Raw genomic sequence first — 21,329 nt, 5'->3', positions numbered from 1 at the left:
ATGAACTATAAGAAACAAAGATAACAATTAATTAATATATATTTATTAACTGTTGTTAATAACCCATTCTAACGGGCGTTCAACTTCCCATTCATATATAAGAAGCTCAACGTCCATTAGAAGCCCCCCCTCTTTACGAGGGGGTTCTACTTATGCTTTTTTACGCAATTGATTACTAATCATCGCTAAATCATATGTTAAACAAATTGGCTTACAGTTTACTGGACATGGAACGATTTGAGCTTCAATCTCAAATACGTTACGAAGTGTTTCACTTGTCATAACTTCATCTGGCGTTCCTTGTTTCATTAACTTACCTGCTTTTAATGCAATCATATGATCAGAGAAACGAGAAGCGTGGTTTAAGTCATGGATAACCATAACAATCGTTCTACCTTCTTCTTCATTTAACTTTTTCAATAAGTTTAATACTTCTAATTGATGAGCCATATCTAAGTACGTTGTTGGTTCATCCAATACAAGTAATTCTGTTCCTTGTGCAAGAGCCATTGCGATCCAAACACGTTGACGTTGGCCACCTGATAGCGCTTCTGCTGGACGATTCGCAAATTCTTTCATTCCTGTCACTTCAAGTGCCCAGTTAATGTAGCGATAATCCTCTTCTTTCAACGTGCCAAACCCTTTTTGATGAGGGAATCTTCCATATGACACAAGCTCAAATACAGTAAGACCCGTTGGCACTTCTGCAGTTTGTGGTAAAATCGCCATTTTCTTTGCAATTTCTTTCGTTGGCTGTTTCTCAATTGCTTTTCCGTCGAGATAAACAGTACCTTGCTTTGCCTTCAAAATACGAGACGCCGTTTTTAATAATGTGGACTTCCCACAACCATTTGGTCCAATAATTGTTGTAATTTTCCCTTCCGGAATTTCAACTGTTAACCCGTCAATAATTAAACCTTCATTATAGCCAACAGATACCGCATCCACCGCTAAAGTTGCCATACGAAAAGCCTCCCTTTATTTTGTCCTCATAAGTAAATAAATGAAATATGGTGCACCAATTACAGAAATAACAAGACCGACTGGTATTTCTGAAGTTGTTAATACACTTCTTGAAATTACGTCTGCGAATAAAAGTAAAAACGTTCCTATTAGCGCAGCGGTGGGCAACATAATTTGATGTTTACCACCAACAAGGCGCCTTGCTAAATGCGGGGCCATTAAACCGATAAAGCCAATTCCGCCCGCAACAGCAACAGATGCACCTGCTAAACAAACTGCAATAAATAATAATTTACGTCTTTCTTTTTCTACGTTTACACCAAGGCCAACTGCTGTAGAATCGCCTAGGTTCATTACATTTAATATGTGTGCTTTACTTATAGCAAGCGGTAAGAAAATAACCATCCATGGAAGTACACTTAATACGAATTTCCAATCTGTACCCCATAGACTTCCCGCCAGCCAAATCGTAGCAAAACGAAAATCGTTAGATGTCATCTTCATAGAGAAAATTAAACTAACAGCTCCAAATCCAGCTGCAACGGCAATACCGACAAGTATTAATCGAGTCGATGAAACGCCGTCTTTCCATGCTAGTAAATAAATAATTACCGCTGCTAATATCGCTCCAACTAGTGCGAAGAATGGAAGAATGAATACAGATAAAAATGTACCAGTCCCTACTTTCCCGAAGAAGAAGTAGACGAATATAACAACTGTTAATCCCGCTCCAGCATTAATACCTATAATACCTGGATCAGCAAGCGGATTTCGTGATAAACCTTGCAAAATCGCACCTGACATAGCTAAAGCAGATCCGACTAGTATAGCAATTACCATACGCGGCATGCGGAATTCAAATAAAATAACAGACTGATCTTCAGCCCCTAGTCCAACCAATGACTTTAATACGTCCATTGGCGGGATTTTAAAAGTTCCTGTATTTAAACTAATAAGAAATATAGAAACGATTAGTCCTACTAAAATCGTTAATATAGAAATGTTCTTTTTTGTTAAGACACTCGTCCTCACATCTTTCCTCTCCCTTCATTACGTGCTAAGTAGAGGAAGAATGGAACCCCAATTAGCGCTGTAATTGCTCCAATTGGCGTTTCAAATGGCGGGTTAATAACGCGAGATAACATATCTGCACATTCAATTAACAGCCCGCCTAAGACCGCAGAACATGGAATAACCCATCTATAGTCCGAGCCTACAAGAAAACGAGTCATATGCGGAATTACAAGACCAACAAATCCAACTGATCCTGCCATGGAAACTGCGGAACCCGTTAAAACAAGAACAAGTACTGTTCCGATAAATTTAATTAATGTCGTATTTTGACCAAGTCCAATTGCAATTTCTTCACCGAAGCTCAAAATTGTAATATATCTCGACATCATAATTGCGATAAAAAGACAAACAAGGCCAATTGGCACTAACATATTAATACTTTGCCATTTCACTCCAGCAACTCCGCCTGCATTCCACATGCTTACCTCTTGGGCAAGATTGAAATACAATGCGATTCCAGATGAAATTGCCCCTAATAAAGCACTAATAGCTGCACCTGCTAAAGCTAATTTCACAGGTGTTAATCCACCTGGTGAAGAAGACCCAATTCCATATACAATGCTTGCACCAAACGCAGCTCCAATAAAAGATGCGATAACAAACATTAAATAAGGTGAATTAGGAAAAAATGCATACATAATTGCAATTCCAAATACAGCCCCATCTGTAATCCCCATTAACGATGGCGAAGCAAGTGGATTTCGCGTCATACCTTGCATAATTGCTCCTGATACCGCTAAAAAGGCACCTGCAACTACGCCCCCTATTGCTCTAGGCATGCGAAGCTCTTGAATTACATTATGATGTGTAATAGATCCATCAAACTGAAATACAGCTTGCCATACAGTCTTTAAACTAATATCTGCAGCCCCAAAAGAAATAGAAACTGCCATGCTTAAAGCTAACAAAACTGTACCCGCTACTAAAATAATAGAAGCGATAAGCGGTCTGCTCTTAATCTCTTTAACATTCTCTTCTTGCTGTTCTATACTGCTTGCGCTCGCTTCCATCCCTCAACCATCCTAACTAACAACATATATTTATTGAAATGAAATTTATTCTCAAATAGTAATAAAAAAATTAGGTGAATTGTTATTTTCCTGATAATGATTCTCAGAATCAGACACTTCTATTCTACCTATCGCTTTAAAAGGCTGTCAACCATTATTTTGAAATATAAATTTATACAAATTGGAATTTTAATACAAAAGTTGTGTCTATCCTTTAGAAAACGTTCGTCCATACAAGAGTACTTTCGCAGAATAAATTATTCCTCTTATGGGCATAAAAAAGAAGAGTAATCTTTTCACTCTTCTTTTTCTTACTTATTTAACTTTGCTTCAATTTTTGCGATTAACTCATCTTCTGTTGGAGCCGCAACTGGACGGTTATTTACAAATGCGAATGATTTTTTACGACCAGGACCACAGTAAGACTGACATCCAACTTCAATCGTTGCACATGAATCTACTTTTTTTAACTTCGGAACTAACGTTTTAACGTTCGTTGCCTGACAGTCATCGCACACGCGAAACTCGTTTCCCATTATATAACACTTCCTCTATTTTAAACTTTTCTCAAGTACGTTTAAAAATAAACACTAAATGGTATTTTACCGCTCTTTGAAGCTCGTTGCAAGTTTCCCTACAAAGCCTATTCTCTACATAATGCTACATATTTTATATGCTCTCCTACAGAAGCGCTCACCATTCATGGGAAAATTTTTACCTTTCATCGAAATCTACCATATTTTTAAAAGCTTTGTATAAAAGTTTATTTTTTTGCCCATTATAAAAATAGGAAGTTCATAAAAAGAAAGGGAGTTGAATCTATGAAAGTAAGACAAGATGCTTGGACAGATGAGGATGATTTATTACTTGCTGAAACGGTACTTCGTCATGTTAGAGAAGGAAGTACGCAATTAAATGCATTTGAGGAAGTAGGGGATCAGTTAAATCGTACATCTGCTGCTTGTGGTTTCCGCTGGAATGCTGTTGTTCGCTATAGCTATGAACAAGCTCTTCAACTAGCAAAAAAACATCGTAAAGATAAAATGCGTGCTGCAAGCGGTGAACAAGCGAAAAAACGTTTACTTTATACACCACCAGCTTCAGATTCGATAACTGATTATGAAGAATTAGTACAAGAAGAATCAATCGTACAATATAAAGAAGCTATTCCATATCAAGAATCTACTGCTCCTGCTGCAAGAAGCTCTATGACAATGCAAGATGTTATTTATTTTTTACAAACAGTCGGATCTTCAAATATAAAAGTGACAGCTCTTGAAAACGAGAATACGAGATTGAAACAAGAAATTAAAGCACAAATCCTTCGGAATGAGGAACTAGAAAAGAAACTAGAAAAATTAGAAAAGCAATCTCATACTGTACAAGAAGATTACGAAACACTTATGAACATTATGAACCGAGCTCGTAAATTGGCAGTCATGGATGACGAAGAACGTTCTCAAACATCTTTCCGAATGGACCGAAACGGTAATTTAGAAAAAATTGCAGAATAAAAAGGATGCATGTAATGCATCCTTTTTATTATTTCACCTATAAGCTCCCCCTTTATATGTGAGAAAACTCCATTCTTCATTTTTTGCTATAATAGAGATTGTCATTTTAAAGATAAGGGGTTAGTTATATGAGCAATTCCCGTTCCATTTTATCTCAGCCAGAGTGGCGCATTGTAGATCAATCTAGTTTAGGACCAACATTCCATGCACTTCAGTCATTCGCAATGGATGACACATTATGCACAAGCATTGGAAATGGCAAGTCAGCGGCAACAATGCGTTCATGGGTTCATCACAATACAATTGTCCTTGGCATTCAAGATTCACGCCTTCCGCATTTAGAAGAAGGTATTTCTTTTTTAAAACAAAACAACTTCAATGTTATTGTCCGTAATTCTGGCGGGCTTGCGGTCGTGCTTGATGAAGGTGTTTTAAACGTATCACTTTTATTCCAAGAAACAGAAAAAGGTATCGATATTGACCTTGGATACGATACAATGTGGCATTTGATTAAGGAGATGTTAAAGGATTACGACATTACTATCGAGGCAAAAGAAATTGTCGGCTCTTACTGTCCTGGTAGTTATGACTTAAGTATTCGCGATCAAAAATTCGCTGGTATTTCACAACGTCGTATTCGCGGAGGTGTCGCTGTCCAAATCTATCTCTGCGCTACCGGAAGTGGCTCTGAGCGTGCCGCACTCGTTCGTGATTTCTACAACCTAGCAATTCAAGGGGAAGAAACACGCTTTACGTACCCTGAAATTGTACCAAGTACGATGGCCTCACTCTCAGAATTACTTGGTGAAACCATTACAGTACAAGATTTAATGATGCGTCTTTTAAAAACATTGCAGCAATTCGCTCCAAAGTTAACACCATCTCAATTAACAATAGATGAGATTCCTTTATATGAGACGAATTTACAACGTATTATTGATCGTAATAATAAAGCACTTGGTTTAGAAAAATAAAGACCGTCGCTATAATAGCGACGGTCTTTATTTCAATTCATTATAGAATTAAAGTGCTTGAGCTGCTGTAATTAAAGCTAACTTGTACACTTCTTCCTCGTTACATCCACGAGATAGGTCATTTACAGGCATGTTTAAGCCTTGTAAGATTGGTCCTACTGCTTCGAAGTTACCTAAACGTTGAGCGATTTTGTAGCCGATATTACCAGCTTCTAAGCTTGGGAATACGAATACGTTAGCATCACCTTTAATTGTAGAACCTGGAGCTTTTTTCTCAGCTACAGATGGTACGAATGCAGCATCGAATTGGAATTCTCCATCTAAAGTTAACTCAGGAGCCATTTCTTTTGCAATGCGAGTTGCTTCTACAACTTTTTCTGTTTCTGGAGATTTCGCAGAACCTTTTGTAGAGAAGCTTAACATAGCAACGCGTGGATCAATGCCGAATAACTCAGCAGTTTTCGCACTTTCGATACCGATTTCAGCTAAATCTTGGCTGTTTGGTGCAATGTTAATTGCGCAATCAGCGAATACATATTTCTCTTCTTCACGTACCATGATGAATACGCCAGAAGTTTTTGTAACGCCTGGTTTTGTTTTAATAATTTGAAGTGCTGGACGAACTGTATCAGCTGTAGAGTGAGCTGCACCACTTACTAGACCGTGTGCTTTGCCCATGTATACAAGCATTGTACCGAAGTAGTTTTCGTCTTTAAGGATTTTGCGAGCGTCTTCTTCAGTTGCTTTACCTTTACGGCGTTCAACGAAAGATGCTACCATTGCATCCATTTCTTCGTATGTAGCTGGGTCGTAAATATCAACGCCTGCTAATGTTAAATTCATGCTAGCAGCTTTTGCGCTAATTTCTTCTCTATTACCAACTAAGATTGGTTTTACTAACTCTTCTTTTGCTAAACGCTCTGCAGCGCCTAAAATTCTTTCATCAGTTCCTTCAGGAAGTACGATAGAAATGCCTTTTCCTTGAACTTTTTCTTTTACTGTTGTAAATAAGTTGCTCACGAATAAACCCTCCTACATATGTTAAAAAAACTCTATCTTTAAGAATACTGCTTTTCTTCTATATTTTAAACTTATAGCTCCCAAAAAATAGATAAAATAAAAATGATTATATTTTCATAAAATTCAGCCGTTAAATTCACCTTGCTTAAACACTTAAATGTGACAATTTTATGCGCCAAGGTTTTATATAGATGATTTTAAAACTATATATGCTATAGTTAACGTGTAAAACTATCATTAACTGAGGTGAATAGAATGAGTGAAGCAACAACAACGTTAGATGGCTGGTATTGTTTACATGATTTACGTTCTATTGATTGGGCTGCATGGAAAACATTATCTAGCGACGAACGCGGACAAGCAGTGTCTGAATTTTTAAATGTCGTTGAAAAATGGAACGAAGTAGCTACTGCGAAAAAAGGTAGTCACGCAATGTATACAGTTGTTGGCCAAAAAGCTGATATTATGCTTATGATTTTACGTCCAACAATGGAAGAGTTAAATGAAATTGAGACAGAATTGAATAAAACAACTTTAGCTGAATATATGGTTCCTGCATATTCTTACGTATCTGTTGTTGAATTAAGCAACTATCTTCCAGCTGATGAGGATCCATACCAAAACCCGCAAATTTTAGCTCGCTTATATCCTGAATTGCCGAAAGCAAATCATATTTGCTTCTATCCAATGGATAAGCGTCGCCAAGGTGATGACAACTGGTACATGCTTCCTATGGAAGAGCGTAAAAAAATGATGTACAGTCATAGTAAAATTGGCCGTCAATACGCAGGTAAAGTACGCCAAGTGATTTCAGGATCTGTTGGATTCGACGATTTCGAATGGGGCGTAACATTATTCGCTGACGATGTTCTTCAATTTAAAAAACTTATATATGAAATGCGCTTCGATGAAGTAAGTGCTCGTTATGGTGAATTTGGAACATTCTTCGTTGGAAACATTTTACCAGACGAAAAAGTAGAGAAATTTTTACACATATAAATGGTGAAAAGGAACGAAATTCGTTCCTTTTTTTATTCTTCTCTATATTTATCCTCAAAAATCCCCTTTTTTCTGCACTTTTGAAGAAAAACCGACATTTTTTCAAATTTATTGTAAAATTGTAACCTTTTTATATGTAAAGATATGCTAAAATGATACGAGCTATATGCTAAATAACGATGCGAAGGTGATAATCTATATGAAAAAAATTTTGTCTATTTTACTATTGCTTGTATTGTCAATTTCTTCCTTAGGAGTAACAACATCCCATGCGGAAGAAAAAATACATATTGAGGCAGCCGCTGCACTTTTATTTGATGCAGATACAGGAAAAATACTTCACGAGCAAAATCCCGATGAATTGCTAGCTATTGCTAGTATGTCGAAATTAATTGTTGTTTACGCTGTTTTAGAAGCAATTAAAGAAGGGAAAATCACATGGGATACGAAAGTAAATATTTCTGATTACGCTTATGAAGTCTCTCGTAATAATGAATTCTCTAATGTACCGTTCGAAAAAGGACGTCAATATACTGTAAAAGAATTATATCATTCTATTGTTATATTCTCTGCAAATGGATCTAGTATCGCTTTAGCAGAACTTCTTGCAGGAAGTGAGAAAAACTTCTTAAATCTTGCAAATGAACATGCTAAAAAGCTAGGATTAAAGAAATATAAATTTGTAAACGCTACGGGCTTAAATAACGCTGACTTAAAAGGAAAACATCCTGAGGGTACTGATCCAAATGCAGAAAACTCTATGTCAGCTCGTGATATGGGTATGCTTTCAAAAGCAATGATTACAAAGTATCCAGAAATGCTAGAGGATACAAAACAAAGATTTAGAAACTTCCCAGACAATCACCCAAAACCAATTCGTATGGAAAACTGGAATTGGATGTTACCAGGAGCTGCTTTCGCTTATGAAGGTACTGATGGTTTAAAAACTGGAAGTTCTGATACAGCTGGATACGGATTTACTATTACTGCTAAACGTGGTGATGTACGTCTTATCTCGGTTATTATTAAAACAAAATCAATGGATGAACGTTTCACAGAATCTCGTGAATTAATCGAATATGGATTTAATAACTTTGAAAAACAAAAACTAAAAGTTAATAAGAACAATACAATCTCTGTAGTAAAAGGGAAAGAAGACCAAGTAACTGTTGCACCCGAAAAAGAAATAACAGTAATTGCGAAAAAAGGTAGCAAAGAACCTTATAAAATTGGGACTGAATTAGATAAATCTCTTGCTGAAGATGGACATTTAGTTGCTCCTATTAAGAAAGATGCCAAAGTAGGCTCAATTACTTTAGAATCAACTGATAAATATGGTTTCTTAGACGGTAGTAAAAGTATGAAAGTTACTGCAAAAACGACAGAGGAAGTTGAAAAAGCAAATTGGTTTGTGTTAACAATGCGCTCTATTGGTGATTTCTTCTCAAACTTATGGTCTAAAGTTTTTTAACAAAAAAGCTGGCTCACGCTAGCTTTTTTTATTTTCCGCTCTCAATGTAAAACTTCGTTTGGTTGTCATATCTGAGCCCTTTTCCTCATACGTATGAACTAGTAATTGTTACACACTTCATCTAGAGATAAACCTCTTTCCAAAAGGTATTCCAAAAAGAGAGGTGACACATAATGGGAGTTATTGCTTATAACGAAGAAGATGTAAAGTTGTTAGCTAGACTGATGCGTGCTGAAGCCGAAGGAGAAGGACAACAAGGAATGTTAATGGTCGGAAACGTTGGGGTAAATCGTGTCCGCGGAAATTGTTTAGACTTTAAAAGCATTCGTAATTTACGTCAAATGGTTTATCAAAACCCCGGCGGTTTTGAAGCAACGCAAAAAGGATACTTTTATCAACGGGCACGTGAACAAGATATTGCCCTAGCAAGACGGACCATTCAAGGGCAACGTTTTTGGCCTGCCAACTTTGCCTTATGGTTCTTTAGACCTGAAGGGGCATGTCCACCAACTTGGTATAACCAACAAAACTCTGGTCGCTTTAAAAAGCACTGCTTCTTCCAGCCATCTGCTGGAGACTGCCCTAGCGTATATTAAGGAATAAAAATGAGGAGGGATTTTTGAATGGCACAGCAACAAAATCCGTACTATGGAACAGGTTTTTATCAACCATCTGGAACTTATGTACAACCGCAACAAATGACTCAACAACAGCAGCAAGCGATGCAACAACAAACAGCTCAAGCTGCGCAAGCTCAATATGCAATTTCTCAAGGCATGTTACCTCTAGAGCAATCCTATATTGAAAATATCCTTCGTTTAAACAAAGGTAAGCAAGCTACGGTTGTAATGACTTATGAACGTGGCAGTTCCCTTGGTACACAATCTTATACAGGTATTATTGAAGCAGCTGGCCGTGACCATATTGTTATTAGTGAACCGCAATCAGGAAAACGCTATTTACTACTAATGATCTACTTAGATTACGTAGAGTTTCCAGAAGAAATTACGTATTTACCTAGTCAACAAGCAACTTATACTCCAAGACCATAAAAAAAGCTGGCAAATGCCAGCTTTTGTTTTTTTATAATCCTTTTACAACTGCAGTCCCTACTAGAATCCACGCCACAATAAACGCTACACCACCAAGAGGTGTAATTGGACCAAAGAACTTAATGCCTGTCGTACTTAATGCATACAAACTACCTGAGAACATAATAATTCCAGCTACCATTAGCCAACCAGCAGTAGTTAAAAGTGATGATTGAACCTTATCCATCAATAAAGCAACTACGAATAGTCCACCTGCATGAAACATTTGATATGTAACGCCTGTTTTCCAAACTTCTAACATTTTTGCAGAAATTTTATTTTCTAAACCGTGTGCTCCAAAGGCCCCTAACGCAACAGATAGCCCCGCTGCAATACAACCTAGTAAAAAGAAAATTTTCATCTTAATTCCCCTTTTTTACCTTTATCATAAGCAATTTTTGCATATAAGCCAAACGATTTATCTTCTAAAAATCAAATAAAGAATTACCGTTTGCATCACTTTCTTTTATATATACTGGCTCCCCAGAAACAGGTGCAATTGGTTGCATAGTTGTTACTGGTTGTGATCCAATTACTTGCGATTGAATTTTCGGTTCTCTATATGTAGATGTTTCAACTTGTTCATCTAATAATAAGTCACATAAAGCACGCACAACTAATAAATGTTCTTTTGACTTTTGTCCTTCACTACTTTTTGCCTTCGCAATTTCATTCGCCATTTTATTTAAAATCTTGTCGCTAGATATTTGCATTCCTTATCACCTCGTACTTTGTAATTCTTTCTCGAATTGTCCCAATTTTTCTACTGAACCAAATACTATTATCATATCACGTTCTTTCAATTTTTCCTGCCCTGCCGGATTATGTATAATATTACCATTTCTTGAAATCGCTAATATTGTTACATCAAACTGATTCCTTACATTACTCTCTAGTAACGATTTACCAACTAATATTGAATCTTTTCCAACTAGAATTTCTTCAATGACAAATGACTGTTCTACTCCATACAACACTGTATCAATATAATGAACGGTTAATGGATTTGCAATACCTTTTGCGATATGAATACCCGCCATACTAGATGGATTAATAACCTTATTTGCACCAGCACGCCTTAATTTCTCTTCAGTTTCTGGCTTTTCAGATCTCGCCACAATTTTAATCGTATCGTTTAACCCTCTTGCTGTTAATGTAATAAATACATTTTCGGCATCATTTGCAACAATAGCAACTAAACCAGCTGCTTTTAAAATTCCGGCATTATGTAATACTTGATCTTCCGTTGCATCTCCATGTACAAATAAAAGCTTTTCCTGCTCCAATATACTTTCATCTTTATCAACAACGACAAATGGAATATTCTTTTCTTGCAATTCATGTACAACTTGAAGCCCCACTCTACCGCAACCACATACTATAATATGATTTTTCAACTGCGCTATTTGTTTATCCATCTTCTTCCTCCGTACTGCATGAAATAAATTCCCTTCAATAATCATAGCTGCCACTACCCCAATTGCATACGTAACAATACCTACGCCAACAGGAATAATAAGAAGCGCAAATACTTTCCCCGTTTGCGTTACAGGAACGGCATCTCCGTATCCAACAGTCAATACAGTAATCATTGTCATCCAAAATGCTTGAAACAAACTAATCTCTTCAATCGTCATAAATCCTATCGTTCCTAGAATTACAACAAAAGTCATACATATAACTGCTATCCATAATTGCTTACGTGCATTCATACTGTGTTTCAACTCTTTTCTCTATCTACAATCTTTGCCAGTGGAAATAAAATACGTATATACTAGATACGGAATCTATGAAAGAGGTTGATATAATGAAGACATTTCTTTCCGCCTTACAATGGGCACTATTTATTTTAGCTGGAAGCCTTATTGTACCAATTAGTGTCGCAACTAGTTATGGTCTTAATGGTGCTGAAGCCATCGCATTTGTACAAAGAACATTATTTGTTCTAGGTTTTGCTGGTCTCTTGCAAGCTATATTTGGGCATAAACTTCCTATTCAAGAAGGTCCTGCTGGCCTTTGGTGGGGAATTTTCTCCCTTTACGCAAGTTTAGGCGTCGTACTATTTGGATCAAATAATGAGACACTTAAAGTTCTTCAATATGCTTTCTTATTAAGTGGTATTATTTGTATTATTCTTAGCGTTTTTGGACTTATTGATAAACTCGTTCGCTATTTTACACCGACAGTCATTGGAACGTATTTATTTCTTCTTGTCGCGCAGCTTAGTGGCTCCTTCTTAAAGGGAATGTTTGGCCTTGATGGAAAACATACAGAAGTACAACCTAACGTATTTATTCTTTCACTCATTGTTATTTTACTATCCTTTTTCATCATGAAGCTACCTATTATTGGACAATATTCCGTTCTTTTCAGTATCGTATGTGGCTGGATATTATTCGCATGCTTCGGATTATCTAATCCAATAACACCAGTGACAGACATAATCCGTTTTCCATCCTTATTTGTTTTCGGAATGCCTCGTGTTGAATGGAACATGGTAATTACGGTCATTTTCGTTACGCTCTTACTTCTAACAAATATGTTAGCAAGTATTCGCGTTGTACAAAAGGTTGTCTCTAAATATGAAGAAAACGCTGCATCAGATCGTTTTAAACAAGCTGGCATTATAACAGGAATCAACCAATTGCTAGGCGGCCTATTTTCAGCTATTGGGCCTGTCGCTATTTCTGGATCAGCAGGTTTTATTGCAACGACTAATATTTATAAACGTCTCCCGTTTATATTAGGGTCAAGCTTTATTATTGTCGTTAGTATATTTCCAAAGATTACTTCATTCTTTGCAGCAATCCCTGTTGCGGTTGGTTATGCCGCTATTTATCCTGTATTCGCAAGCATGATTGGCCTCGCCTTTCGAGAATACGAAACTGTCCAGGATAAAGAACGATTATTTAAAGTAGCCGGTCTTTCAATCTTTACAGGAGTCGGAGTTATGTTTGTTCCAGCAGGAGCATATTCCACACTTCCACCATTTCTAGCATCGTTTTTAAGTAATGGTCTCGTTCTTGGATCTGTAATGGCAATCTTGCTAGAAATACTATTTTCTCGTTCCACAGCAAAACAAATATCTTAAATTGGAAAACTTCCATTATTGCACTCTACCTTTAGAGTTGTTACGATAAAATCAAACTTTAATCATTGGGGTTTTATTCATCCCCAATGATTATTAACCAATATTATGAGCAACACACTCATAATAATTTATCTACTTCTTTTCAAAGAGGTTTGATGTCTTACTATTATTCCTCAATCTCTTCATGAACATGTATTTTGATTTCAATTAAAGAAAGGAATTTTCTATATGACTTATAAAATGATTGTTTTAGATTTAGATGATACTTTATTACGTGATGACCATACTATTTCACCTCGTACGAAAGAAGCGTTAATGACTGCACAAGAGCAAGGCGTAAAGGTTGTACTTGCTTCTGGACGTCCAACGTTCGGTATGCGCAATGTAGCGAAAGAACTTCGTTTAGAAGAATACGGCAGTTTCATTTTATCTTTTAATGGTGCAAAAATTATTAACTGTAAAACAAACGAAGAAATCTTTAGTAGTACACTATCTCCTGAAATCGTTCACAACCTATTTGAAATTAGTCAAACTGAAGATGTATGGATTCATACTTATATGGGCGATGATATCGTAACGGAAGAAAATAATCCTTATACTGAAATTGAGGGCGATATTACTGGTATGCCAATTGTTGTAGTAGATGACTTTAAAGCTGCAGTTAAAGAGCCCGTAGTAAAAGTATTAATGAATAAAGAAGCTGAACGCCTTGTTGAAGTTGAAAAAAAACTACAAAAACAGCTAGAAGGCCAATTAAGCGTGATGCGTTCGAAACCATTCTTCTTAGAATTTACTGAAGCTGGTGTTACAAAAGGAACGAGCTTAAACAAACTGATCCAAAAGCTTGGCATTAAGCGTGAAGAAGTTATCGCAATGGGCGATAGCTATAACGACCAAGCGATGATTGAATTTGCTGGTCTTGGCGTTGCAATGGGCAATGCACCTGATGATATTAAAGAAATTGCAAACTACGTAACAGATACAAATATGAACGATGGTGTTGCAAAAGTTGTAGAGAAATTCGTTTTAAAAACGGATGTACTTGTTTAATATTTTCATTCACAAAACCTATTTGAAGTCAAATACTTCAAATAGGTTTTTATTTAAATTCTCATGCTTTTGTGACTATATTTTGAACTTTGCACTATTCTCGTAGTGTAAACTTTCTTTTTGTATATAATGAAACAAAATAGACTATTTTATTTTGAAAAAGAATACAAATTTACTATATACAAGCATACGTTAAAGGAGGCTACTTTATGTTATCTACGCCAATCGGACGATTAAGAGCAATTGGACTAGTTGAGGGTATTTCTTTCCTATTACTATTATTTGTAGCAATGCCATTGAAATATTTCGCAGGATTTGCAACAGCTGTTAAAATTACAGGCATGGCTCATGGTGTTCTATTTATTCTATTCATCTTTGCAGTAATTCAAGTAACAATCGTACACCGTAAATCAATTTTATGGGCACTTGGAGCATTTGTTTCATCAGTTATCCCATTTGGCACTTTTGTACTAGATGCAAAATTAAAGAACGAGCAACAATAATAATAAAAAGGTAGTTAACGACTGTTAACTACCTTTTCTATTTATAAATTTGGAATTTCCCAATCAATTTCTCTTTCGCCCATATTAGCTAAAATCGTATTTACTTTAGAATATGGCTTACTACCAAAGAAACCACGTCTTGCCGATAATGGGCTTGGATGTACAGATTCGATAATATGATGATTCGGATTCGTAATTAACTTCTTCTTCGCCTGCGCATGGCGCCCCCACAATATGAAAATAACTGGCTTTTCACGTTCATTCAACAGTTCAATTACACGATCTGTAAAGTGCTCCCATCCTTTTCCCTTATGAGAATTTGCTTCGCCTTGACGAACTGTTAATACGGTATTTAGTAATAATACTCCTTGTTCCGCCCATTTTACTAAATAACCGTTATTCGAGATTTCATAACCATATTCATCTCGAAGTTCTTTATACATATTTAACAATGACGGTGGTGTTTTAACACCAGGTTGCACAGAAAAGCTTAAACCATGCGCTTGATTCGGTCCATGATATGGATCTTGTCCTAAAATAACAACCTTTGTATTTTCATAACTTGTATACTGAAGAGCGTTAAAAATATCTTCTACCTTCGGATAAACAACATGCGTGCTGTATTCTTCTGTCAAAAAACTGGATAGAGTAAGATAATACTCTTTCTCGAATTCTGGTGCCAATAGTGGCTCCCAATCATTCTTTAAAACATTTTCCATACTGTCACTTCCTGTCTAATTAATTCACCATATCCTGTCTTGTAAATACTACGAACGAAATAACAAGAGAAACAACTGCCCAAACAGTTAAATTCATCAAAGAAAATCCCATCGATAGACCTTGTAATGCAGGTAATTTTCCTGATAAATAATCCGTTAATGATAGATTCACACTAAAAATATATTTGGCGCCTTCCCAAGATGTTGCGAACGAGCTTAAAATACCGCCTGCAATTAATGCAGCTAGCATAACGCCCATACCAGCTGGTGTATTACGAATTAAAACAGAGACCATAAATGATATAGTTCCGACAACGATAGCAACAAACCAGGCTAGTCCATACGCCATTAAGATGTATTGCCACTGCGGAATAAGATGCACAAAGTTCGTATTTAACGTTTCCTTATCAATAACGAATCCTGTTAAAACAGGTAAATTCCATCCCGAGTACCCAAATACAAGCCCTGATAATATGTAAGCAAACAAACCTACAAGAAACAGTATGAGCGAAATGAAAAATAACATCGTCACGTATTTACTAAGGAGTATTTTCCAGCGCCGAATTGGCCGCGTAAGTAACATCTTCATCGTCCCATCACTTCGTTCTCCTGAAACGATATCAATGGCTACAATCATTACGAGAAGCGGAATAAATAATGTAATTCCTTGTTCAATAAATGCTCTGACAAAAGTCGGTGCACCCGGTGCCATCGGATTAATATCATGATCTAAATAATATTGTTGTTGCTCAACTCTTACCTTTAACCAATCACGCCATTCTTCTGGCAACCTAGAATTGTTCAACCGGTTCTGAGAATCAACAATTTGCTGTTGCAATGAAACCTTCCAATCAGTTGTACCGAGTCTTTTTTGTGTCGTTTCTATTTCACGATACTGCGCATACACAAAAAGCGGGATCAAGATTGCTAAAATAAGCATGACAACAAAAATACGTTTCTTGCGGTAAATCTTTTCTGATTCATTTAAAACTAGATTCGCAAATTCACGCATGCTGCTCACCCCTTGTGAGTTCAATAAATAAATCTTCTAGCGTAAATACAAGCTCCTTAACGCTATGTACATCTATTTCATTTTCGACAAAGTGTTTATTCCAACTACTTATAGATGCAATATCCATGCGGCATAGTAATCGCTCGCCTTCTACACTCACTTCCCTTACTTCTTCGGCCGCTTCTAGCATATCTTTCGCCTTAGAAATCGGTGTAACAATCCATTCTACACGATCACTTGCTGTTTTAATTAATTCTTCAACCTTGGCAACTGTTATCATCTTTCCTTTATGAATAATAGCAACGCGATCGCATATCATTTGCACTTCACTTAGCAAGTGACTTGAAATAAACACGCTCATATTTTCTTCTTTTACAAGCTTATGTATAAATTCCCTAAGTTCTCTAATCCCTGCTGGATCTAAACCATTCGTTGGCTCATCTAATATGAGCAATTTTGGATTCCCAAGGAGCGCCTGCGCAATTCCAAGGCGTTGTTTCATACCAAGTGAGTACGTTTTTACCTTGTCATGAATTCTTTCATCTAAATGAACCATTTCAGCAATTTCAATAATACGTTCATCTGATATATCACCTAACATACGAGCAAATTGCTTTAAATTTTCCCATCCCGTTAAATATGTATACAACTCTGGGTTTTCAACGATACTCCCAATTTGACGCATCGCTTCTCTGAAATTTTCCTTAATCGAATAACCACCAATAGAAATCGTACCTTCTGTCGCCTTAATCAATCCGACTAACATTCGAATGGTAGTCGTCTTTCCAGCACCATTTGGTCCTAAGAACCCGAACACTTCTCCTTGCTTTACATCAAAGGAAATATTCTCTACAAGAGTCTTCTTTCCAATTACCTTCTTCAAATCTCGTACGGAAAGTATCGTCGTCATTTTACCCCTCCTTGTTCTAGTTTTAATTTACTTACAACATTTTGAACTAAACGTTCTGCCATATACGTATAACCTACTTCGTTCGGATGAAAATGATCAGAGTATAATAAATCTTTCCCGCGGTTTTGGAATAAATCAAATGTCGGTGTAATATATACATTTTTATCGTTTAGCGCTAACTTCTCTAAAGATGCATTCCAGTCCACAACAATGTTTGAAGACCCTTTTAAATCTTCTACATCTTCAAAAGGATTGTATAAACCAAGCCAAAAAATCGGACTATCTGTATTTAATTTACGAATTTCTTCTATAATTTTCTTTGCTTCATTTTGAAACGTTTCTGTGTCAGGACGATACGTCTCTAAATCTATTTTCCCAAGCGATTCCCAGCCTGGGAACAAATCATTCCCACCAATCGTTAACACGATTACATCTGCTTGCTTAATTGAATATTGAGCGCCATTACTTTCAATTTGTTTTAATAAATCGGGCATTTTTGCACCACTAACTGCTAAATTTGTTAATGCAATTTTTTGCTTATAATCTTTTTGTAAATCCTCTTTCATTCGCCCAACATAGCCAATTCCTTCTTTATCACCAACGCCACGCGTTAATGAATCACCTAAACTAACGATTTGTAACGTTCCCGTTTTCTTTTTCTCTTTTGCCACTACATCGGTCTTTTTAATTAAATTTGAAGCTTTCGGATTTAATACATCATTTACACCTGAAACAAAGCCATATGCAAATAAACAGAAAGATGCAATTGTAATGAGTAGAATTACTTTTACTACTTTTGATCTCATATCAAAACCCCTTTTAGCCCTCATAGATTGTCCATAATTATACCAAACGAAATTTTGAAAAGCGATTTTCACACCTTCGCAATTACGTCGTTTCTCTATTTACTAACTCTGGTAATAACTCTATATGCTTCACATCTAATTTCTCTTCATTAATCTTTTCATATAATAATTCAAACGCTTTTACTCCAACGTTTTTACTAGAATGCGAAATCGTCGTTATACCCAATATATCTGCCACCTCTTGATCATCACACCCGATAATCGTAATATCCTCTGGAATACGAATTCCTTGTTTTTTTGCTTCTGTAACCATCCCCGCTGCAATATGGTTACAAGATACAAGGAACGCCGTCGGTTTTACTGACATATGAGCCCATTCTCTAATTACATTGCGTCCATCTTCCACTGTAAAACAACCCTCAAATTTCCAGGTCTCTAACGGTGTTACGATACTCTGTTGAAGCGAATCTTCATATGCCTTCTTTCGTCTTTGGCTATTAACACTATTACTTCTTCCAATACAATATCCAATATGTGTATGACCGGCATCTATTAAGCTTTTCATCCCAAGTGAAAATACTTTGTAGTAATCGATATGGACACTTGAAATGCATTTTGAATCTATTTCTTCACACATAACAATCGGGCCGAATTTTGTATATTCTTCAAGCTTCTCCTTACTATTTGCCCGAGAACAAATAATAACCCCATCAAGCTTTTTCATTTTTAACATATTTAAAATTTCTAGTTCTCTTTCTTCGCTATAATTCGTCTGGCAAAGCATCATATTATAATTATTCTTTGCTGTCTCTTTTGATATCCCCTCGATAATAGCGCTATAATATTGATCATTTACGTGTGGCAATAAAACGCCAATTACATTCGTTTTTCCTTTCACTAAATGAATTGCATTCACATTTTGCGTGTAATTTAATTCTTCTATAATCGCTAAAATTTCTTTTCGTTTCTGTTCATTTACGTACGGATGATTATTTAGTACACGTGAAACAGTTGAAACAGATACTCCAGCAAGTTCAGCAATCTTTCTTATATTTGTCATCTCATTTTCCCCTTCTCACAAAAATTCTCCCTTGACCTGGTAAGCTTTCCACAATATATCCTTTCCTAGCAAATACATTTAGAAAGGATATACAACTATGCTTCGATTCAAATTAGAATATATATTTTTCATTGGCGGTTTACTCATTCTTGCCATCGGTATTAATATGATGACGACAATTACTTCCTTTGGACTTAGCCCTTATGATTCCTTCTTTATTGCACTATATCAAAATTTTGGCATAAGTATTGGTTTTTGGATTTTCATGATTAACTTTGCTTTTACACTTATCGTACTCTTTTGGAATAAAAAACAAATTACAATCGGTACAATTGTAACGATGGTTCTTATTTCTCTTTTTGTTGATTGGATTGGTTCCATTACAACTATTATGGACGCTATCCGCTCTCTTCCAAAATATATAACACTTATTTGCGGAAATCTATTCGTTGGAGCTGGAATTGGTCTTTACGTCTCTACAAACCTTTGCGCAGCGCCTCAAGAAGCTTTCGTTTTAACGGTTGCTGAGAAGAAAAAATGGACGTTTAGAAGAACAGAGATTTCATTAGCCTTTTTATTTTTAACGTTAAGCTTTTTATTAGACGGACCTATCTATTTTGGAACAATCATCTTATCCTTTACAACAGGCTGGATTATCCAAGCATTTATTCAAGTTGGTACGCAGATTTTAAATAGAAAAGAGCCTATTAAGCAAGCTGCTTAATAGGCTCTTTCTGTTTTATGGTAAGGATACTACTTAGCATCCCCTTCAATTCGATAGTTCGCTTTCAAACAATCTATTTCTTCATACCCTTGCAACGTATGTAGAATATAATCATAATCAGCAAGAGACGCACGATGCGTTACAATTACAATTTCAGCCTTTCCTTTCTCTTCAAGCGGCATTTGAATAATTTTCTCAAAGCTAACTCCGCGCTCAGAGAACAATGAAGTAATTTTTGCAAATACACCAATTTCGTCTTTTACATGCAGTCTTAAAAACTTTTTCACGACAATTTCGTCTGGCTCTTTTAATACTTTTTGATATTGTGGGACTACAGCACTATTTCCTGTTACCCCTAATCTAATATTTTGCATTACAGCAACTAAATCCGAAACAACAGCTGTCGCTGTTGGTAAACTTCCTGCGCCTGGTCCATAAAACATCGTTTCCCCAACTGCTTCACCATACACATACACAGCGTTATATTCATTTTGTACTGCCGCAAGAGGATGTGTATTTGGAAGTAAAGTTGGTTCAACTGTAACCTCCAATTTTTCACCATCTCGTTTTGCAAGACCGATTAATTTAATTGTATAACCTAAGCTCTTACTATATTCAATATCTTCCTCTGTAATAGAGGTAATCCCTTTTACTTTCACGTCTCCAAGCTCTACATTTGTAGAGAAACCGAGAGTAGCTAAAATCGTCATTTTTCTTGCTGCATCTAAACCTTCTACATCTGATGTTGGATCTGCTTCTGCAAATCCAAGTTGTTGGGCTTCTTTTAACACGTCGTTATATGCTCTCCCTTCGTCTGACATTTTCGTCAAAATAAAATTTGTCGTTCCATTTACAATTCCCATTACTTTCGTAATAAGATCTGAGGAAAGTCCTTCTACGATACTGCGTAAAATTGGAATTCCCCCTGCCACACTCGCCTCATAGAATAAATCAGCCTTATTATCTTTTGCTGTCGCTAATAATTCAGCTCCATGTAATGCCATTAAGTCTTTATTTGCAGTTACAATATGCTTTCCGCTTTTTAAAGCTTGTAAAATATATGATTTTGCATCATCAATGCCACCCATCACTTCAATGACAACATCAATATTTGGATTATCTAAAATTTCATTTGCATCTTGTGTTAATAGAGTAGAAGGTACCTCTACCTCTCTCTCTTTCTCAATGTTTTGCACTAATACTTTCGTTACCTTCACTGGACAACCTACTTGGTGTATGAGTCGTTCTTGATGATCCGTAATAATACGAACCACACCACTGCCAACTGTCCCAAGACCTAATAACCCAACTTGAATTTCTTTCATAGTACTGTCCACC

The 21,329-nt window shown here is 36.3% G+C and carries 24 protein-coding genes; 10 read left to right on the top strand and 14 right to left on the bottom strand.

What is annotated here, in order from left to right; all coding sequences use genetic code 11:
• Window positions 1-150: 150 nt before the first annotated feature.
• From D1166_RS17190 to D1166_RS17175, 4 genes are all read right to left on the bottom strand, one after another.
• A complete protein-coding gene (locus D1166_RS17190) occupies window positions 151-963 on the bottom strand; it encodes an ABC transporter ATP-binding protein (RefSeq protein ID WP_000212068.1) in 813 nt (270 codons plus the stop codon).
• Between the two features lie 15 nt (window positions 964-978).
• The gene (locus D1166_RS17185; RefSeq protein ID WP_001260757.1) at window positions 979-1,995 is read right to left on the bottom strand and encodes a FecCD family ABC transporter permease; all 1,017 of its coding nucleotides are present in this window, start codon (window positions 1,993-1,995) and stop codon (window positions 979-981) included.
• The gene (locus D1166_RS17180) at window positions 1,992-3,047 is read right to left on the bottom strand and encodes a FecCD family ABC transporter permease (RefSeq protein ID WP_000388296.1); all 1,056 of its coding nucleotides are present in this window, start codon (window positions 3,045-3,047) and stop codon (window positions 1,992-1,994) included. Before D1166_RS17180 ends, D1166_RS17185 begins: the two co-directional genes overlap by 4 nt.
• Window positions 3,048-3,358: 311 nt before the next feature.
• Complete coding sequence (locus D1166_RS17175; protein ID WP_000526078.1) at window positions 3,359-3,583, bottom strand: YuzB family protein; 225 nt, start codon at window positions 3,581-3,583, stop codon at window positions 3,359-3,361.
• A gap of 285 nt (window positions 3,584-3,868) precedes the next feature.
• On the opposite strand from D1166_RS17175, the gene D1166_RS17170 reads away from it, so the two are divergent.
• Window positions 3,869-4,561: an RsfA family transcriptional regulator gene (locus D1166_RS17170; protein WP_000868358.1), complete on the top strand. Its 693-nt coding sequence runs from the start codon at window positions 3,869-3,871 to the stop codon at window positions 4,559-4,561.
• A 128-nt stretch (window positions 4,562-4,689) separates the two neighbouring features.
• On the top strand, window positions 4,690-5,535 hold the full coding sequence (gene lipL / locus D1166_RS17165; RefSeq protein WP_097855690.1) for an octanoyl-[GcvH]:protein N-octanoyltransferase: 846 nt from the start codon (window positions 4,690-4,692) through the stop codon (window positions 5,533-5,535).
• A 48-nt stretch (window positions 5,536-5,583) separates the two neighbouring features.
• Here the strand turns inward: lipL and pta are convergent, their stop codons facing one another.
• Window positions 5,584-6,555, bottom strand: a complete 972-nt coding sequence (pta, locus tag D1166_RS17160) for a phosphate acetyltransferase (RefSeq protein ID WP_000067225.1) — start codon at window positions 6,553-6,555, stop codon at window positions 5,584-5,586.
• A gap of 255 nt (window positions 6,556-6,810) precedes the next feature.
• Here pta and hemQ point away from each other — a divergent pair, with 255 nt between their 5' ends.
• From hemQ to gerQ, 4 genes are all read left to right on the top strand, one after another.
• A complete protein-coding gene (gene hemQ, locus D1166_RS17155; RefSeq protein WP_001287595.1) occupies window positions 6,811-7,554 on the top strand; it encodes a hydrogen peroxide-dependent heme synthase in 744 nt (247 codons plus the stop codon).
• Between the two features lie 199 nt (window positions 7,555-7,753).
• Window positions 7,754-9,025, top strand: coding sequence for a serine hydrolase (locus tag D1166_RS17150; protein WP_000722867.1), 1,272 nt, complete (start codon window positions 7,754-7,756; stop codon window positions 9,023-9,025).
• 173 nt (window positions 9,026-9,198) lie between these two features.
• Window positions 9,199-9,621, top strand: a complete 423-nt coding sequence (cwlJ, locus tag D1166_RS17145) for a cell wall hydrolase CwlJ (protein WP_000538167.1) — start codon at window positions 9,199-9,201, stop codon at window positions 9,619-9,621.
• A 27-nt stretch (window positions 9,622-9,648) separates the two neighbouring features.
• Window positions 9,649-10,077, top strand: a complete 429-nt coding sequence (gene gerQ, locus D1166_RS17140; protein WP_000068652.1) for a spore coat protein GerQ — start codon at window positions 9,649-9,651, stop codon at window positions 10,075-10,077.
• Between the two features lie 31 nt (window positions 10,078-10,108).
• On the opposite strand, the gene D1166_RS17135 is transcribed toward gerQ, so the two are convergent.
• The 3 genes from D1166_RS17135 to D1166_RS17125 all read right to left on the bottom strand — a co-directional run bounded on the left by D1166_RS17135 (window position 10,109) and on the right by D1166_RS17125 (window position 11,828).
• Entirely contained in the window at window positions 10,109-10,477 is a 369-nt protein-coding gene (locus D1166_RS17135; RefSeq protein ID WP_000688315.1) for a DUF423 domain-containing protein, read from the bottom strand.
• A 64-nt stretch (window positions 10,478-10,541) separates the two neighbouring features.
• A complete protein-coding gene (locus tag D1166_RS17130; protein WP_001167349.1) occupies window positions 10,542-10,829 on the bottom strand; it encodes a YwdI family protein in 288 nt (95 codons plus the stop codon).
• 6 nt (window positions 10,830-10,835) lie between these two features.
• Window positions 10,836-11,828 carry a potassium channel family protein gene (locus D1166_RS17125; RefSeq protein ID WP_000993988.1) on the bottom strand — a complete coding sequence of 331 codons (993 nt, stop codon included), beginning with the start codon at window positions 11,826-11,828 and terminating at the stop codon, window positions 10,836-10,838.
• A gap of 95 nt (window positions 11,829-11,923) precedes the next feature.
• Here D1166_RS17125 and D1166_RS17120 point away from each other — a divergent pair, with 95 nt between their 5' ends.
• The 3 genes from D1166_RS17120 to D1166_RS17110 all read left to right on the top strand — a co-directional run bounded on the left by D1166_RS17120 (window position 11,924) and on the right by D1166_RS17110 (window position 14,760).
• Window positions 11,924-13,207 carry a purine/pyrimidine permease gene (locus D1166_RS17120; RefSeq protein ID WP_000847044.1) on the top strand — a complete coding sequence of 428 codons (1,284 nt, stop codon included), beginning with the start codon at window positions 11,924-11,926 and terminating at the stop codon, window positions 13,205-13,207.
• Between the two features lie 228 nt (window positions 13,208-13,435).
• Window positions 13,436-14,257 (top strand): Cof-type HAD-IIB family hydrolase, encoded by an 822-nt coding sequence (locus tag D1166_RS17115; RefSeq protein ID WP_000221395.1) that lies wholly within the window; start codon window positions 13,436-13,438, stop codon window positions 14,255-14,257.
• A gap of 209 nt (window positions 14,258-14,466) precedes the next feature.
• Window positions 14,467-14,760 carry a DUF3817 domain-containing protein gene (locus D1166_RS17110; RefSeq protein WP_000953396.1) on the top strand — a complete coding sequence of 98 codons (294 nt, stop codon included), beginning with the start codon at window positions 14,467-14,469 and terminating at the stop codon, window positions 14,758-14,760.
• A 41-nt stretch (window positions 14,761-14,801) separates the two neighbouring features.
• On the opposite strand, the gene D1166_RS17105 is transcribed toward D1166_RS17110, so the two are convergent.
• Genes D1166_RS17105 through D1166_RS17085 form a run of 5 tightly spaced genes read right to left on the bottom strand, consistent with a single transcriptional unit; the run spans window position 14,802 to window position 19,267 of the window.
• A complete protein-coding gene (locus D1166_RS17105) occupies window positions 14,802-15,479 on the bottom strand; it encodes a uracil-DNA glycosylase (RefSeq protein WP_097855691.1) in 678 nt (225 codons plus the stop codon).
• Between the two features lie 19 nt (window positions 15,480-15,498).
• The gene (locus D1166_RS17100; protein ID WP_001206477.1) at window positions 15,499-16,491 is read right to left on the bottom strand and encodes an ABC transporter permease subunit; all 993 of its coding nucleotides are present in this window, start codon (window positions 16,489-16,491) and stop codon (window positions 15,499-15,501) included.
• Window positions 16,484-17,401, bottom strand: a complete 918-nt coding sequence (locus D1166_RS17095; protein WP_000207720.1) for an ABC transporter ATP-binding protein — start codon at window positions 17,399-17,401, stop codon at window positions 16,484-16,486. The genes D1166_RS17100 and D1166_RS17095 overlap by 8 nt, the downstream gene beginning before the upstream one ends.
• Window positions 17,398-18,279, bottom strand: coding sequence for an SGNH/GDSL hydrolase family protein (locus tag D1166_RS17090; RefSeq protein WP_002022849.1), 882 nt, complete (start codon window positions 18,277-18,279; stop codon window positions 17,398-17,400). Before D1166_RS17090 ends, D1166_RS17095 begins: the two co-directional genes overlap by 4 nt.
• A gap of 10 nt (window positions 18,280-18,289) precedes the next feature.
• Window positions 18,290-19,267 (bottom strand): LacI family DNA-binding transcriptional regulator, encoded by a 978-nt coding sequence (locus D1166_RS17085; RefSeq protein WP_000181959.1) that lies wholly within the window; start codon window positions 19,265-19,267, stop codon window positions 18,290-18,292.
• 97 nt (window positions 19,268-19,364) lie between these two features.
• Here D1166_RS17085 and D1166_RS17080 point away from each other — a divergent pair, with 97 nt between their 5' ends.
• Window positions 19,365-19,991, top strand: a complete 627-nt coding sequence (locus tag D1166_RS17080; RefSeq protein ID WP_000943411.1) for a YczE/YyaS/YitT family protein — start codon at window positions 19,365-19,367, stop codon at window positions 19,989-19,991.
• Between the two features lie 29 nt (window positions 19,992-20,020).
• Here the strand turns inward: D1166_RS17080 and D1166_RS17075 are convergent, their stop codons facing one another.
• Window positions 20,021-21,316, bottom strand: coding sequence for a homoserine dehydrogenase (locus D1166_RS17075; RefSeq protein ID WP_000659107.1), 1,296 nt, complete (start codon window positions 21,314-21,316; stop codon window positions 20,021-20,023).
• Window positions 21,317-21,329: the final 13 nt, after the last annotated feature.

The organism is Bacillus sp. ISO11 (genome assembly GCF_003458115.1).
Taxonomy (GTDB): domain Bacteria; phylum Bacillota; class Bacilli; order Bacillales; family Bacillaceae_G; genus Bacillus_A; species Bacillus_A cereus.
This window is presented reverse-complemented; position numbering and strand designations above follow the sequence as displayed.

Coding starts and splice junctions, on each gene's coding strand:
- D1166_RS17190 (WP_000212068.1), bottom strand. CDS start 963: ATGGCAACTTTAGCGGTGGATGCGGTATCTGTTGGCTATAATGAAGGT.
- D1166_RS17180 (WP_000388296.1), bottom strand. CDS start 3,047: ATGGAAGCGAGCGCAAGCAGTATAGAACAGCAAGAAGAGAATGTTAAA.
- D1166_RS17175 (WP_000526078.1), bottom strand. CDS start 3,583: ATGGGAAACGAGTTTCGCGTGTGCGATGACTGTCAGGCAACGAACGTT.
- D1166_RS17170 (WP_000868358.1), top strand. CDS start 3,869: ATGAAAGTAAGACAAGATGCTTGGACAGATGAGGATGATTTATTACTT.
- lipL (WP_097855690.1), top strand. CDS start 4,690: ATGAGCAATTCCCGTTCCATTTTATCTCAGCCAGAGTGGCGCATTGTA.
- hemQ (WP_001287595.1), top strand. CDS start 6,811: ATGAGTGAAGCAACAACAACGTTAGATGGCTGGTATTGTTTACATGAT.
- D1166_RS17150 (WP_000722867.1), top strand. CDS start 7,754: ATGAAAAAAATTTTGTCTATTTTACTATTGCTTGTATTGTCAATTTCT.
- cwlJ (WP_000538167.1), top strand. CDS start 9,199: ATGGGAGTTATTGCTTATAACGAAGAAGATGTAAAGTTGTTAGCTAGA.
- gerQ (WP_000068652.1), top strand. CDS start 9,649: ATGGCACAGCAACAAAATCCGTACTATGGAACAGGTTTTTATCAACCA.
- D1166_RS17135 (WP_000688315.1), bottom strand. CDS start 10,477: ATGAAAATTTTCTTTTTACTAGGTTGTATTGCAGCGGGGCTATCTGTT.
- D1166_RS17130 (WP_001167349.1), bottom strand. CDS start 10,829: ATGCAAATATCTAGCGACAAGATTTTAAATAAAATGGCGAATGAAATT.
- D1166_RS17125 (WP_000993988.1), bottom strand. CDS start 11,828: ATGAATGCACGTAAGCAATTATGGATAGCAGTTATATGTATGACTTTT.
- D1166_RS17120 (WP_000847044.1), top strand. CDS start 11,924: ATGAAGACATTTCTTTCCGCCTTACAATGGGCACTATTTATTTTAGCT.
- D1166_RS17115 (WP_000221395.1), top strand. CDS start 13,436: ATGACTTATAAAATGATTGTTTTAGATTTAGATGATACTTTATTACGT.
- D1166_RS17110 (WP_000953396.1), top strand. CDS start 14,467: ATGTTATCTACGCCAATCGGACGATTAAGAGCAATTGGACTAGTTGAG.
- D1166_RS17105 (WP_097855691.1), bottom strand. CDS start 15,479: ATGGAAAATGTTTTAAAGAATGATTGGGAGCCACTATTGGCACCAGAA.
- D1166_RS17100 (WP_001206477.1), bottom strand. CDS start 16,491: ATGCGTGAATTTGCGAATCTAGTTTTAAATGAATCAGAAAAGATTTAC.
- D1166_RS17095 (WP_000207720.1), bottom strand. CDS start 17,401: ATGACGACGATACTTTCCGTACGAGATTTGAAGAAGGTAATTGGAAAG.
- D1166_RS17085 (WP_000181959.1), bottom strand. CDS start 19,267: ATGACAAATATAAGAAAGATTGCTGAACTTGCTGGAGTATCTGTTTCA.
- D1166_RS17080 (WP_000943411.1), top strand. CDS start 19,365: ATGCTTCGATTCAAATTAGAATATATATTTTTCATTGGCGGTTTACTC.
- D1166_RS17075 (WP_000659107.1), bottom strand. CDS start 21,316: ATGAAAGAAATTCAAGTTGGGTTATTAGGTCTTGGGACAGTTGGCAGT.